The organism is Paenibacillus chitinolyticus NBRC 15660, from assembly GCF_000739915.1.
Taxonomy (GTDB): domain Bacteria; phylum Bacillota; class Bacilli; order Paenibacillales; family NBRC-103111; genus Paenibacillus_F; species Paenibacillus_F chitinolyticus.
In genome coordinates this window covers 368,283-382,172 of the sequence record NZ_BBJT01000003.1, presented here as the reverse complement: position 1 = coordinate 382,172, position 13,890 = coordinate 368,283, and the positions used below count along the sequence as shown (strand labels likewise).

Sequence of the window (13,890 nt, the reverse complement as noted above, 5' to 3'; positions counted from 1 at the left end):
TTTCCTTTCGATCTATACTTTTATACAAGAAAAATATTAAGGAATTATGAACGAGTCCCTTTTCATGTCAACCCAAATCATGGATATAAGACTTTATTTGATGAAATGCCCATTCATATTGAAAAAGTCTATTTATTAACAAGAGACCGATATACCCCATATTCTTCTGGACTATTGTACCCCAAAAAGGGGAAATGACCAATTTTTTTGTCTGAAAATGTCGGTAATTGTCTAAAAAAGGAAGATAAATTAGAATATATTTCCTGGGACGCGGCACAATAAAGCGCAAAAGGATGGTGAGTTCCATGTGCAAACAATATTCGCTGACGGCCGATCTAGCCGAGCTTCAGAACCGGTTCCAAGTGAACAAGATAGCGGTTCCGTACAAAGCCCGGTATAACATCTCGCCCAGACAGCATGTGCCTGTAATCGTTTCCGTAAACGGGGAGCTTGTGTTGGATGAATACCGGTGGGGGTTCGTTCCCTTTTGGGCGAGAGATGCGGTTAATGCGGACGGGATGTCGGTTCACCAGGACCCCGCTTACCGTAAAATTTTTATGCGTCAGCGCTGTATCGTTCCGTGCTCGGGCTTTTATTATTGGAAAACGGAGGGGAAGAAAAGCTTTCCCGTTCGCGTGGTGCCCCGGAATCGTGAGGTTTTCGGCATCGCCGGTTTGTATGATGTATGGAGCGACCCGAGAGGGAAAGAGCTTCGGACCTGTACACTGCTGATGACGGAATCGAACTCGCTGATCACTTCCTTCCATAACCAGATGCCGGTTATTTTGAATCAGCATTCGATCGGAGAGTGGATGTCACAGGGGGCGATAGATACCGACCGGCTGATCCCGCTGCTCAAGCCTTTTCCGGCCGAAGCGATGGAAGCCTATCCCGTCACGCCCGCCATTTCCAACCTGGAACTGGACGAATCGCATTGTATAGAAGAGATGAATTTAAAAGTCGCCTGGATAAAAGAGTGAGAGGTGAGCAGCAAGATAGAAGGAAGGAGAAGGAAGGATCGTTCCGAGAATGTGGGTTTCCGTAGAAGAGGAGGCTTGTCCCTGAAGACAAGCCTATTCAAATTTAGGCGGGAGAAGGCTCCGGTTTGGCCCGGGGCTCTTCATCCGTGGACGGATGGATGGCGAATAAAGCGAGAATAGCCGCCAGAAGGCAGGCCGCACCGAGTACATAGAACAGAATAGTCGGATATCTGGACAGCAGAACAGACACGGCTGGAGGACCGACCGCAACGCCGATGAACCGCATAGAACTGTAGAAGGAAGAGATCGTGCCCCTCTGGGCTTTGTCGATTCCCGCGGTAATGAAGGCGTCCAGACACGGAAGTGCGAGCCCGATTCCGATTCCGAGCAGGGAAAGCATCGTTAGCAGGCCATATAGCGAGTTGAAGGGAAGGCAGCCCAGAGTCGCGCCCAAAGAAAGCAGGCTGCCGATAAAGGTCAGCCATTTCATCCGCTTCTTATGCTGACCGATGATTTTGCCGGTAATAAAAGACGTCAGGCAGAGCAGAGTCAAAGGGATCGCCAGAACGAATCCTTTCAGAATGCCGTGCAGATTGTATTTCTCTTCGAGGAGCTCCGACAAATAAAAAAGAACCCCGAAAAGCAAAAACATACAGATGCAGCCGATGGCAAAAATCGCGTACAGCCACCTGCCCTTCCTGGAAAAGATCCATTTCAGATCTTTCAGAAAAACCGGAAGCGAGATCGGCGTTCCGTCGGTGTTACCCGATTCTTTGGGGGAATTCGCTTGCGGCTTTCCGTTTTTGTCTGCCGCTTTGCTTACCGCCTTCGAGCGATTTTGGTCCGGGCCGGCTACCTTGTTGCCGCTTTTCTGCGGTTTTTTGACGAGAAAGAGGACCATCAGGACAGAAGTCAGAGAGAAAACGGGAATGGCCATAAAAGGCAGGAACCAGACCAGGGCGGCAAGCGCGGACCCGAGAATGGGGCTCAGTACTTTGCCTCCCGTGTTGGCCGTTTCTATAATACCCAGGCCGCTGCTGACGTCGCTTTCCTTCACAAACATGTCTCCGACGAGAGGCATGGCGACAGGTGCCGCGCCGGCGGCTCCAATTCCCTGCAGCAGACGGCCGAGCAGGATCGTCATATAAGGATTAGGCATAAACCAGGCTGCAATTCCGCAAACGGCGCCGCCGATGCCGGCGATAATCAGGCTGGGAATGATAACGATTTTACGGCCGTACCGGTCCGACAGGAACCCCGCGACGGGAATAAGTATGATCGCTGCAATCGAATAAACCGTAATGAGCAGGCTGACCTGAAACGAGGTCACGTGAAGCTTTTCACGGATCAAAGGCAGAATAGGAATGAGCATGGAGTTTCCAAGAGTCATGATCAGCGGGATGGATGCCACAGAAATGAGATCCCATTTTTTTTTCGCCTCCATAAGGCGGATTCACTCTCCTCGGTCAGAATTCCTCAGAATCTCCGGTGATCCGGTCGCCAAAGCTAGGAATACTTTGTGCAGAGGAGAGGAGTTTTATCCTGCCGGCCGGAGGCGTCTCTCGCGGCTCCCCGAACGGGTGAGAGCGGACGAGGCTTCAGCCCGCGGAAAGCAGCCGAAGGAGCTGCCGGCTTAGCTGCACGGGATGCCGCGGGAATGCCGCGAGCCGGAAATCCCCCGTCAGCTCGGCAGCCTGCACCGGTTCGGGCCGGTCGGTCAAGCCCGACAGGCGAGGACGCCGAGCAGTGTCTCGGCCGGGACTCCCGCGCGGCGGATGGCGGACACGGACAAGGAGCCGTGCCGCTTGGACAAACGCTGGCCGTCGGGCCCGTAGAGCAGCGGGACGTGCGTGTAGCGCGGCGGTTCGCAACCCAGGGCGCGCAGCAGCATCAGCTGGCGCGGGGTGGAGTCGAGCAGATCCCAGCCGCGCAGGACGTCGGTGATGCCCATGGCCGCATCGTCGACGGCGGCGGCAAGCTGGTAGGCCACGATGCCGTCCGCCCGCTGCACGACGAAGTCCCCTCCGGCCCCGCCGGAAAAAACCTGCGCTCCCGCGGCCAGATCGCGGAAAGCGATGTCTTCCGCAGGCATCGCGAAGCGGAGCGCGGGCGCTTTGACCGCCGCGCGCGCCTCACGCTCGGTCTCCGTCAGGAAGCGGCACGTGCCGGGATAGGACGGGCCTTCGGAGGAGAGGCCGTGCGGAGCGCTGGAGATGGCGTGAAGCTCGGCCCTGCTGCAGTAGCAGGGATACAGATGCCCGCGTTCACGCAGCGTCTGGAGCGCCTCCTCGTAGAGGTGCCCTCTGGCGCTCTGCACGTAGGGCCGAAAGGATCGCCTGCTTCCGGGCCCTCGTCCCAGTGGAGGCCGAGCCACCGCAGGTCCTCGGTGATTTGTTCGGCCAGCTCGGGCCGGCAGCGGGGCTTGTCGATGTCCTCCATCCGCAGGACGAACGTACCGCCCGCCGCCCGGGTTTGGAGCCAGGCGAGCAGGGCGGTACGGGCGTTGCCGATATGAAGTTCGCCGGACGGAGTAGGGGCGAAGCGCCCCCGTACTATGTTTGAGCTCATTGTGGTTACGCCCCTTTCATACGAGATATCTATGAAGATACTCCTTTAAGCGGCATCGTTCAACTTTTCGAGAATGCGGCGTTTCCGGTACAGCATTTTGCCGGCTTCGGCAACGTCCCGTATCGTCCCCCGGTTAAAATACGCCCCGAACAGCATACCGGCGATCGGAATCATCTGAAACAGCTTTTTCCAGCCGAAATTATCCCGGTACGTGGTGACGACCTCCCGCCAGCCTTGGAGCTGGGAGACGGACTGCCGGCCTTCCGCATCGTAAGCGGACAATTTCTCCAGGATGGCTTTCTTTCCCACGATATCGGAGGACGAAAACTGCAGACAGTTGATAATAAAAATACGTTCCTTCTTGTCGTTGGGGTCATAACCGTAGCAGACGGCAATCTCTTGGAGCACTTTCAGGGAAAGGCCCAGCAGGGCGGGAATATCGATCGCCAGTGTAAAAATGCCGCCGAAACCCGTGGTGGCCCCTTGCACGGTCGCGAGCGCGGATCTGGATTCGGCCAGGGAATCCGCGGCACGGTCCATAACGGCAAGCGGAAGATGCGCGGCTTCCCGGATGGATGGGACGTCTTGACGGAAATTTTTTTCCTCCGCCGTATGTTTGGAAAGATGTTCAAGCATCCCTTTCTCCGAAACGAGATATTTTCCGCCGGTTTGAATGTAGCTTCCGATCTCATCGATAAGCTGTCCGATGCGGTCCTGCAGAAAGCGCGGGGTAACCTTGTCCAGCAGGGCGAAGGGAAGGCGGCCGAGCTTTTCCCAGAAAAAGATATCTTTCTGCTCTTGTTCCCATTTGTCGATTTCGTTGAGCCGCATGAGAAGTTCGTCTTTGGTTTCCGTCGGGTGCATGGCCAGACCTCCTGGTGTGGTTTCGTGTTTTTTAGTAATACGAACAGAAGAAGTAAACCGGTTCAGAAAAGGGGAAATCCGTTTCCGTTCTTTTACCTTTTTTAGTCCGGAACGATTTGGTAAACTGGGAAAATCAAAACAAGCACCCAGTACCGACGGAAGATGAGGAAACGGATATGAGATTCAGAGATTTTCACCCCAATGTAAAAATACGGATAACGATGCACTTTGTGACGGGCATCCTAAGCGGTATGGTTCTTCCGTTCATGGCGGTTTATTTCGCCAAAACGCTCGGAACGACGACAGCCGGACTTGCGGTCATGGGCAACATTATCGCAGGAGTCGCCGCGACGTTTATCGGCGGGTATTATGCGGACCGCATCGGTCGCAAAAAACTGATGCTGATCAGCGAACTTGTCTGTACCGCGGCTTATGCCGTGATGGCGGTCGCGAATTCGCCCTGGTACGTGTCGCCGTACCTGACCCTGGCGATGAGCCTTGTCATCGGAGCGGCCTGGGGACTGAGCAAGCCGGCGGCGGACGCCATGCTGATCGACGTGACGGAGCCCGGGGCCCGTAAATTCATGTATCGCATTACGTACTGGCTGAATAACTTGTCGATCTCGATCGCGGGTATTATCGGGGCATTTCTGTTCAGTTCGTACTTGTTCGAACTGCTGCTCGGGGCATCGGTGGTTACGTTCATCTCTTACCTCGTTACCCTGATCTGGTTGTCTGAAACGCTCGAGCCGGCGGCCGGGCACGTAGAGCAGGGAGGCGTCCCGAAAACCGGTGGACCTTTTCATATTCTGAAAAGTTATGGAGAAGTATTCCGGGACCGGACGTTTATGATTTACGTCCTGGCCAGCCTCCTTATGGTTTCGGTGGAGTTTAATTTAACGGAGTACATCGGAATCCGCCTGGAGAGAGACATTCACGGAGCTGTTCTGCTGCCGGGCATGACCGGCCTGAACGGTCTTGAGCTTCTGGGCATTCTGAGGACCGAGAATACGTTCGCCATCGTTGTCCTATCGCTTTTTACCGGTTATCTGCTCAAAAAATACGGAGGTACCCGCACGATGTTCGTCGGCCTCTTCCTGAACATTGCGGGCTACAGCTACCTGGCCATGGGCAATCATCCTTGGGCGCTCCTTGTCCTGATGCTGATCGCCACCATCGGCGAACTGATCTATGTTCCGATTAAGCAGGCGTTCCTCGTGAACATCGTTCCGGATCATGCGCGCAGCTCGTATATGGCGGTCAACGGCATGCTGTACAGCGGCGCCCATTTCATCTGCGCCATCAATGTCGTGATCGGCGGGTTCCTTCCCGCGTGGGGAATGGCCCTGGTGCTCTTCGCAACTGGCCTGACGGGCATGCTGCTTTTGGGCTCTATCCTTCCGAAGCTTGTGCCAACCCCCAACACGACTGCCAAAAGCAATGTCGCCTCCGCTCTTTGAGAAGAAGGTTAAAGAGAGCGGCCGGATTTAGAAGGTATGGAATCAGGTAGATGAACGCGGATTTAGTTACTTGCCGGATCCGGGCTTCACGGGAAGCGACCGGTTTACGGCCTAGGAGGCGGACCTCGTACAAGGCGTTCGCTCCAAGGGGACGATGGCATCGTCCTCTTTTTTTGTGCAATCGGGTGAATGGACGGGAAGCGGTCATTTGGTTTATGCTGTGAAAAGAACTTTACTTCCGGTTATTTGCTTTGCCGGATTGAACCGGGTACAAGGCCGGCCGCCAGCGGAGCGGTTCTTTCGCGTTTTGGAAAAAACGATCCGGCGCAAACTTGCAAGCCGGGTAGTAAACAGGATCGGCCGCAATTCGGCTGCGAATGACTGCGACCCTGCCGATAAAAAGATTTTGCCTGCGGGAAAAACGACGAGGCCATTCGTAGCCGCTGCCATGAATACATACCCTGGGCGGGATGAACTCTTAAAGTTCGGCGGGCTGTAAGGGTACACGGAAAGCCAGTTTTAGAATCGCTTCTATAATAGAACAAAGCATCATTGAAAAAAGCAATCGTTGACTTTTGATGAATTAAACGGGGGATACAGATATGAACGTACCGGTGGAGGCAGTACTCCCGGAACTGCTGGATGTGCTGAGGCGGGAGCGGAACGCCGTCCTTATCGCCCCGCCAGGGGCGGGTAAAACGACACGTGTGCCGCTTGCTCTCCTCAAGGAGCCCTGGCTGGACGGCAAACGCATCCTGATGCTGGAGCCGCGGCGAATTGCGGCAAGGGCCGCCGCGGCTTATATGGCGTCCCTGCTGGGGGAAAAGACGGGCGAGACGGTCGGGTACCGGATGCGCTCGGATACGAAGGTCGGGCCGAAGACACGCATCGAGGTCATTACGGAAGGAGTCCTTACGCGCATGCTTCAGCGTGATCCGTCTCTTGAAGGAGCAGGGATCGTGCTATTCGACGAGTTTCACGAGCGGAATCTGGCGGCCGATCTGGGCCTGGCCCTCTGCCTGCAATCCCAGTCTCTGCTGCGGGAAGACCTGAAGCTTCTGGTTATGTCCGCAACTTTAGAAGGAGACGCGGTGGCGGCGCTGATGAACGGTGCTCCCGTCGTAACGAGCGAGGGCAGAATGTATCCGGTCGAAACCCGTTACAGGCGGGAAGCCGTAAAAGGGCCCGTGGCGGCGGCCGTCCTGGATACCGTTCTGCAAGCTTGGCGCGAGGAGGAAGGGGATCTTCTCGTATTCTTGCCGGGAGCTCCCGAAATACGGCGGGCGGAAAAGGAACTCGCCGCCCGGTTGCCGGCCGGGCAGGCTCTTGTTGCGCCGCTGTACGGCAGCCTGACGCAGGAGCAGCAGGACCGCGCGATTCTGCCGGACACGCAGGGAAGGCGCAAGATCGTGCTGGCGACGACGATCGCCGAGACAAGCCTGACCGTCGAAGGCGTGCGCATCGTCGTTGACAGCGGCCTTGTGCGCGTTCCGCGCTTCTCGCCGCGCACGGGCATGAGCCGCTTGGAGACGACGGCGGTCTCCCGCGCCTCCGCGGATCAGCGTCGCGGCCGCGCCGGCCGTCTTGCGCCGGGTGTCTGCTACCGGCTGTGGACGGAGCAGGAAGAGAGGCGCCTGGCCCCTGCTGGACGGCCCGAAATCGCGGAAGCGGATCTGGCTCCGCTGGCGCTCGACCTCGCCGTGTGGGGAGCCCGGCCGGACGAGCTGGCCTGGCTCGACGCGCCTCCGGCGGCCGCTTACGCGCAGGCGTGCAGCTTGCTCCGCAGGCTCGGGGCGCTCGATGAAGCGGGCGCCGTGACGGCGCACGGCCGCAAGGTCGCCGCGCTGGGCCTGCACCCGCGTCTGGCGCACATGGCGCTGACGGCGCTTCCGCTGGGCGCGGGAGGGCTTGCCTGCGAGCTGGCGGCGCTGCTCGGCGAGCGCGACATTCTCCGCGGCACGCCATCGGCCCGGGACGCGGACCTGCGGCCGCGCGCCGAGGCGCTGCGGGCCTACAGCGGTCCGGGGCGCGGGACGAAGCGGCCGCCGCACGACAGCGGTGCCGCCGGCACAGCCGCCGCGGAGCCGGCAAGCTTCGCGGACGTGTCTGCGCCGGGGAGCGCGGATGTCTCCGTGCTGCGCCGTCTCGGCAGCGATGCGGCCCGCTGGAAGCGGGAGCTCGGTGTGCCGGAGGACGAATCCGGCAGTACGGAACGGACAGGCCTGCTGCTCGCGTTCGCTTTTCCCGACCGCATTGCGGGACAGCGGTCGCCCGGGCGGTTTACTCTCAGCAGCGGCAGAGGGGCCGTGCTGCCCGACATGCAGCTGCTCTCGTCTGCGCCTTGGCTCGTTTGCGCCGACCTGGACGATCAGGGCGCGGAAAGTACCATTTATTTGGGAGCTCCCGTGGGGCGGGACGAGCTTGAAGAGCATTTTGCCCATGAAATCGTCGAGGAAATAACGGTGAGATGGGACCGTGATGCTCAGGCTGTACGGGCCCGGAAAAGAACGTCGCTCGGCATGCTCACCCTCCGGGAGAGCACTATTGCCGCTCCGGACCCCGAACTTATAAAGGATGCCCTTCTTCAGGGGATCAGAAGCCAAGGGCTGGAAATGCTGGGCTGGAGCAAACAGGCGAGGCAGCTCCGCGAGCGGTTGAGCTTTATGGCGCATCATGATGCGCGGTGGCCGGATGTCTCGGACGAAGCTTTGCTTGCCGCTCTGGAGGAGTGGCTGGGTCCGCACGTGTACGGGATGAAAAGCCGGGGAGATCTTCAGCGTCTGAATCTGGCGGCCGTGCTGGAAGCGATGCTCACCTGGGAGCAGCGGAGGCTGCTGGATGAGCAGGCGCCGACCCATCTGACCGTGCCGAGCGGCTCCCGCATCCCGGTCGATTACAGTACGCCGGAAGCGCCGGCTCTGTATGTCCGGCTTCAGGAAATGTTCGGGCTTCAAGCTACGCCGGCCATCGGCGGCGGACGCGTGCCCTTGACCCTTCACCTGTTATCTCCGGCACAGCGGCCGGTGCAGGTTACGCGCGATCTGGAGAGCTTTTGGAAAGAGGCTTATTTTGAAGTAAAAAAAGATCTCAAAGGCCGCTACCCGAAGCATTACTGGCCGGACGATCCGCTTGAAGCGATTCCGACCAGCCGGGCGAAGCCGCGCAAATAGTCCGAAGACAGACGAATAGGCGGTACGTATATGAACGAAACGGCAATCATCCGGCTAATCCGGCACGACGAGCTGGACGGGCTTCTGGAGCTGTACCGGCAGCTGCATACGGAAGACTCCGTCATTCCTCCAAGTGAGGACCTGAATCATCAGTGGAACGAAATGTTCCATAATCCGAAAATGAAGTTTGTCGTCACGGAAGACGGCGGCAAGCTGGCTGCCGTATGGGGTATTTCGGGCACTGACCGACCGGAAGTCTCGTAATCGAACAAACGAAGTTTTAAGTTAGGAAAAGAATGGAGGTGCCGCTGTGCTTATGAAGCGGGTAGGGCAAGCGATTGCGGCAGGAGTCCTGCTCTTGGGACTCGCCGCATGCTCCGCTGGACAAACCGGCAGCCAGGGAGGCAAACCGGACTCGAGCCGGGAAGAAAACGGGAAGGCGGCGGAACTGACCGTATCCGCAGCCGCGAGTCTTAAAGATGCGCTGGAGGAGATCGGCCGGCGTTACGAAAGCGCCAATAGCGGCGTTAAGCTGCTCTATAATTTCGGGTCATCGGGCACTCTGCAGAAACAGATCGAGCAGGGAGCTCCCGCCGATCTCTTCATTTCGGCTGGAGTGCCGCAGATGAAGGCTCTGCAGGATAAGCAGCTCATCGACAAGGACCATTCGGGCGTCCTGCTGACCAATGAGCTGGTTTTGATCGTGCCGGGGGATTCGCCGGCCAGCATCGCCGGTCCGGAAGATCTTTTGAAAGAGCCGGTGAAGAAGATCGCGGTCGGGGAACCCAAAACGGTTCCGGCGGGCAGTTACACGCAAGAGGTCTTGAACGGAGCCGGGATCTGGGATAAGCTGCAGCCCAAAATCGTGTGGACGAAAGACGTCCGCCAAGTGCTGGCTTATGTGGAATCGGGAAATGCGGACGCGGGTTTCGTTTACAAAACGGATGCCCTTGCTTCAAGCAAAGTGAAAACGGTGTATACGGCAAAAGAAGCGGCGGGAATTTCGTCGATCGAATATCCGGCGGGAATCGTTTCGGGCACGAAGCAGACGGTGGAAGCACGGAAGTTTTACGAGTACCTGTCCGGAGCGGAGGCGCGGGATATTTTCACCCGGTACGGTTTCGGCCTGAAAAGTCCCTGAGCCATGCCGGTGAACATGGAAATGTTCCTCTCTCCGGTCTGGTTGTCGCTGAAAATCGCGCTGTTGTCGGGAATGCTGGCGTTCGTATTCGGCGTACTGGCTGCCCGGCTCGTACATAAACGACCGTTCAGGGGGAGGACTTTGCTGGAAACAGTCTTTATGCTGCCTCTTGTCCTGCCGCCTACCGTCATCGGCTTTCTGCTTCTGCTCGCTTTCGGCCGGAGAAGCTGGATCGGCCGTCTGGCGGAATGGCTCTGGGACCAGCCGGTCGTTTTCTCCTGGGGAGCGGGAGTCATCGCGGCGACGGTCGTCGCTTTTCCGCTTGTCTACCAATCGGCCAAAACGGGCTTCCAGACGATCGACCCGGATCTGGAAGGAGCCGCCCGGTCTATGGGAGCCGGCGAACGGCAGGTTCTGTTCCACGTTACGCTGCCGCTTGCCGGACCGGCGCTCGCGACCGCTTTTGTGCTCGGTTTTGCCCGGGCGCTGGGGGAATTCGGGGCCACGATCATGATCGCGGGAAATATCCCGGGACGGACTCAGACGGTACCGACGGCCATTTATACCGCTGTCGATTCGGGCGACTATGCGCTCGCCTGGTGCTGGACGGGGGCGATTGTCGCCTTTTCTTTTCTGCTCCTGCTTGCGGGCAACTTCCGCAAAAATCCGCCTGCCGGAAACTCCGCTCCATAAAAAAACCTGCCAAGGCATGCCTCGGCAGGTTTTTGGTCGTTCGTTTTTTTACGGGTCAGGACCAGCCGTCCTTCTTTAAACGGGCGTCCAGCACGAAGGTGCCGAACGGCAGGAAGGAGGCCAGGATGGCGGTCAACACTTTGAGAATCGACCAGCGGTGGACGAATGTGACGTGGGCGACGGCGAGCAGGAAGAGGACGAACAACAGTCCGTGCAAGCCTCCTACGACCGTGACGGGCTGAGGGACATCCGCGAAATGCTTGAGCGGCATGGCGATGAACAGCAGCAGGAGGAATGAAATTCCTTCGAGAAAGCCGATCACGCGCAAGCGCCCGATGGGAGTGCTGAGCATGGTTAACATACACCGCCTGTGTAAGAAAAATAAGGAAGGGAAGAGGCCTTCGCTTCTTTACTTTATCACAGAGCGAATCCTACTCTCAAACAAGCCTGCCGAGCGGGCTTCACCGACCTGTCCGCTGGCCTAATCAGGGGGGAGTTATTCCACAGTCTCCACTGTATAAACGGCCGGATCCAGCTCCGCGACGAATGGGGTCAGCGTTCCCGCCGAATAGAGCTGGAGCTTGTGCATGGCCCGCGTACAAGCCGTGTAAAACAGCTTCCGCTCGCTTTCGCGGCTGTAGGCGACGGCGGAGGCGTCGTAAATGAGAACGGCGTCGAATTCGACCCCCTTGGCGAGATAAGCCGGAATGACCATGACGCCTTTCTCGAACGAAGGCGTATCCTTGCGGATGAGGCGTAGCTCATCCAGGCCGTTCAGCGCTTCGAAGGCGCGCTCGCTTTCGGCGGCGGTTTTGCAGATGACGCCGATGGACGTGCTGCCATCCGCCTGCAGCGCCTTGATTTCCGCCGTCATCCGGCGAACGAGAGCGTCCGCGCATGTGTTTGCGTCCGTGCCCTTGCCCGCACCCGCGCCCGCGCTCGTGAAAACAACGGGCTTGCCGCCTTCCCGGTCGAACGGCTCGATCTGGGCGCCGTCCTTCAGCATGCCGCGCGTGAACTCGACGATCTCCCTCGTCGACCGGTAGCTGCGGTGCAGCACGATCTGCTCGGTCTCGCCGGGACCGTACAGACCGGCAACCGGCGTGCTTCCTTCCAGCGTCGTCGCCTGGGCGAACACGGCCTGGTTGAAATCGCCGAGCACGGTCATGCGGCAGCGCGGGAAGAGCCTTTTCAGAAATTCGAACTGAAAAGGGGAATAGTCCTGCGCTTCGTCGATCAGAACGTGCCGGACGATCGTGTTGGTACGGAAGCCTTCGGTCAGTTCCTGCAGATACAGGAACGGAGTCGCGTCTTCGTACGGCAGATCGCCCCGGTTCATCCGCTCCAGCGTGTACGCGCAGATTTCATCCCACCGGGCGGGAAGTCCGTCCCTGTCGTCGGCGTTCTCCGCGGGAACCGGGGTATCCGCCGCCGCAGCCGTCCGGTGCAGGGACTGAAACAGGAGCTTGTTCTCGTACAGCTGCCTGTACAGGCCGGGAACATCGACGAAGCGGAGCCGCTTTACCCGTGACCGCAGGGGCTTGAAATGCTCCCGGACGATCATTTTCCGCAGAAGCTGCTCTTCCGCGTCCGCATCGTCGAAGCTTTCGGCGCGCCCCCGCCGTTTGCGCAGCTGATTGTAGGCCCGTTGGTACTGCTCTTTATCGAGGAAATCGAGCTCGTCGCGGACCCAGTCCTCCTGCATTTCCTGCTCCTGATAGGCCGCAAGCTCTTCCAGCAGCCATTCCTTCATAAGCTCGATGCGGTTGGCCAGTCGGATAGCGGGATCGTAGCCGTAAAAGCGGTCCGATAAGGCTTGACGGGATACAATTACTTGATCACGGAAAATGATGTCTTTGAACAGCATATGCTCCTTCAGAAGTTGGTCTTTATACGCTTGTATGACGTGCAGGAAGCGGGTGGAAGCCTTGTAGCGGATTCCGCTCACTCTTGCGGCATACCCGGGCGTTTTTTCGTCGGCCAGCACATATTCGATCTGATCGAACGGATCCTCGATATTGAAACGTCTGCCGAGCCGGTGGTGCAGATAATCCTGAAACGTCGTCTGCTGCATATTTTCCTCGCCAAGCTCGGGCAGAACGGTGGACACGTAGCTGTTGAAAAGCGGGTTGGGCGAAAAGAGCACCATCTGGTCGGCGGTCAAAGTTTTCCGGTGTTTGTACAGCAGATAGGCGACCCGCTGGAGAGCCGCGGACGTTTTGCCGCTGCCGGCGGCGCCTTGTACGATAAGCATTCGTGAGCTGTCGTTGCGGATAATACGGTTCTGCTCCTTCTGAATGGTGGCGACAATCGTCTTCATCTGGGAGCCCGCTCCTTTGCTGAGCACCTGCTGGAGCAGTTCGTCGCCGATCATCAGCCCCGTATCGAACAGGAAATGGATATGGCCGTCACGGATGATAAACTGGCGCTTGAGTTCGATTTCGCCCTCCACAAGGCCGCCGGGCGTATTGTATTCGGCCGGACCGGGCGCATAATCGTAGTAAAGACTCGCGATTGGCGTCCGCCAATCGTAGACAAGGAAGGTTTCGCCGTCCTCATCGAGAAAGGAAGACACGCCGACGTATACGCGCTCGGCCGGGTTCGCGCCGTCTTCTTTAAAATCAATCCGCCCGAAATAAGGGGCGGGGAGAAGACGATTCATCCGGTCGGCCTGTCTTTTGAGCTGCCGGTGGGTTCTCTCTCTCTCGGATAAAACTTCGGCCTGCTGCCTCAGGCTGAGGTACGTATCCAGGATATCGTCGTCATGAGACAGATTGACGGTCACTTCATCCCAAAAATGTTTGCGGATATCGACAACTTGAGACTTGAGCTGCCCGACATCGGGCTCGATTTTACTCAGCTGCTTCCGAAGCTTGGTTCGGACAAGATCGATCCTTTGCTGTTCATGCTGCCATTCTTCTTTGGAAACCGACACGAAAACCCCTCCTTAAACGTGAAAAAACAACCCGCATAAGCGGCGATTCAAAAAAAGTTGACAAAGCTGCGCTAAGGTG

The 13,890-nt window shown here is 57.9% G+C and carries 10 protein-coding genes and 1 pseudogene; 6 read left to right on the top strand and 5 right to left on the bottom strand.

Annotated features, from left to right (window positions below):
* The first annotated feature begins 305 nt into the window (after positions 1-305).
* Positions 306-980, top strand: a complete 675-nt coding sequence (locus tag PCH01S_RS06930) for an SOS response-associated peptidase (protein ID WP_042227959.1) — start codon at positions 306-308, stop codon at positions 978-980.
* A 103-nt stretch (positions 981-1,083) separates the two neighbouring features.
* Here PCH01S_RS06930 and PCH01S_RS06925 read toward each other — a convergent pair whose 3' ends face one another.
* The 3 genes and pseudogenes from PCH01S_RS06925 to PCH01S_RS06915 all read right to left on the bottom strand — a co-directional run bounded on the left by PCH01S_RS06925 (position 1,084) and on the right by PCH01S_RS06915 (position 4,412).
* Positions 1,084-2,424: an MFS transporter gene (locus PCH01S_RS06925; RefSeq protein WP_042227958.1), complete on the bottom strand. Its 1,341-nt coding sequence runs from the start codon at positions 2,422-2,424 to the stop codon at positions 1,084-1,086.
* A 154-nt stretch (positions 2,425-2,578) separates the two neighbouring features.
* Positions 2,579-3,548, bottom strand: a pseudogene (gene gluQRS, locus PCH01S_RS06920) (tRNA glutamyl-Q(34) synthetase GluQRS).
* 45 nt (positions 3,549-3,593) lie between these two features.
* Positions 3,594-4,412, bottom strand: coding sequence for an EcsC family protein (locus PCH01S_RS06915; protein WP_042227956.1), 819 nt, complete (start codon positions 4,410-4,412; stop codon positions 3,594-3,596).
* A gap of 176 nt (positions 4,413-4,588) precedes the next feature.
* On the opposite strand from PCH01S_RS06915, the gene PCH01S_RS06910 reads away from it, so the two are divergent.
* The 5 genes from PCH01S_RS06910 to modB all read left to right on the top strand — a co-directional run bounded on the left by PCH01S_RS06910 (position 4,589) and on the right by modB (position 10,876).
* The gene (locus PCH01S_RS06910) at positions 4,589-5,872 is read left to right on the top strand and encodes an MFS transporter (protein WP_042227954.1); all 1,284 of its coding nucleotides are present in this window, start codon (positions 4,589-4,591) and stop codon (positions 5,870-5,872) included.
* 602 nt (positions 5,873-6,474) lie between these two features.
* Positions 6,475-9,042 carry an ATP-dependent helicase HrpB gene (hrpB, locus tag PCH01S_RS06900; RefSeq protein ID WP_042227952.1) on the top strand — a complete coding sequence of 856 codons (2,568 nt, stop codon included), beginning with the start codon at positions 6,475-6,477 and terminating at the stop codon, positions 9,040-9,042.
* A 30-nt stretch (positions 9,043-9,072) separates the two neighbouring features.
* Entirely contained in the window at positions 9,073-9,306 is a 234-nt protein-coding gene (locus tag PCH01S_RS06895; RefSeq protein WP_241688859.1) for a GNAT family N-acetyltransferase, read from the top strand.
* A 46-nt stretch (positions 9,307-9,352) separates the two neighbouring features.
* A complete protein-coding gene (modA, locus tag PCH01S_RS06890) occupies positions 9,353-10,183 on the top strand; it encodes a molybdate ABC transporter substrate-binding protein (RefSeq protein ID WP_042227950.1) in 831 nt (276 codons plus the stop codon).
* A gap of 3 nt (positions 10,184-10,186) precedes the next feature.
* The gene (gene modB, locus PCH01S_RS06885) at positions 10,187-10,876 is read left to right on the top strand and encodes a molybdate ABC transporter permease subunit (protein ID WP_042227949.1); all 690 of its coding nucleotides are present in this window, start codon (positions 10,187-10,189) and stop codon (positions 10,874-10,876) included.
* A gap of 55 nt (positions 10,877-10,931) precedes the next feature.
* Here the strand turns inward: modB and PCH01S_RS06880 are convergent, their stop codons facing one another.
* Both PCH01S_RS06880 and helD read right to left on the bottom strand, forming a co-directional pair.
* A complete protein-coding gene (locus PCH01S_RS06880) occupies positions 10,932-11,228 on the bottom strand; it encodes a DUF3817 domain-containing protein (RefSeq protein WP_042227947.1) in 297 nt (98 codons plus the stop codon).
* Positions 11,229-11,372: 144 nt separating this feature from the next.
* The gene (helD, locus tag PCH01S_RS06875) at positions 11,373-13,811 is read right to left on the bottom strand and encodes an RNA polymerase recycling motor HelD (RefSeq protein ID WP_042227946.1); all 2,439 of its coding nucleotides are present in this window, start codon (positions 13,809-13,811) and stop codon (positions 11,373-11,375) included.
* Positions 13,812-13,890 lie beyond the last annotated feature (79 nt).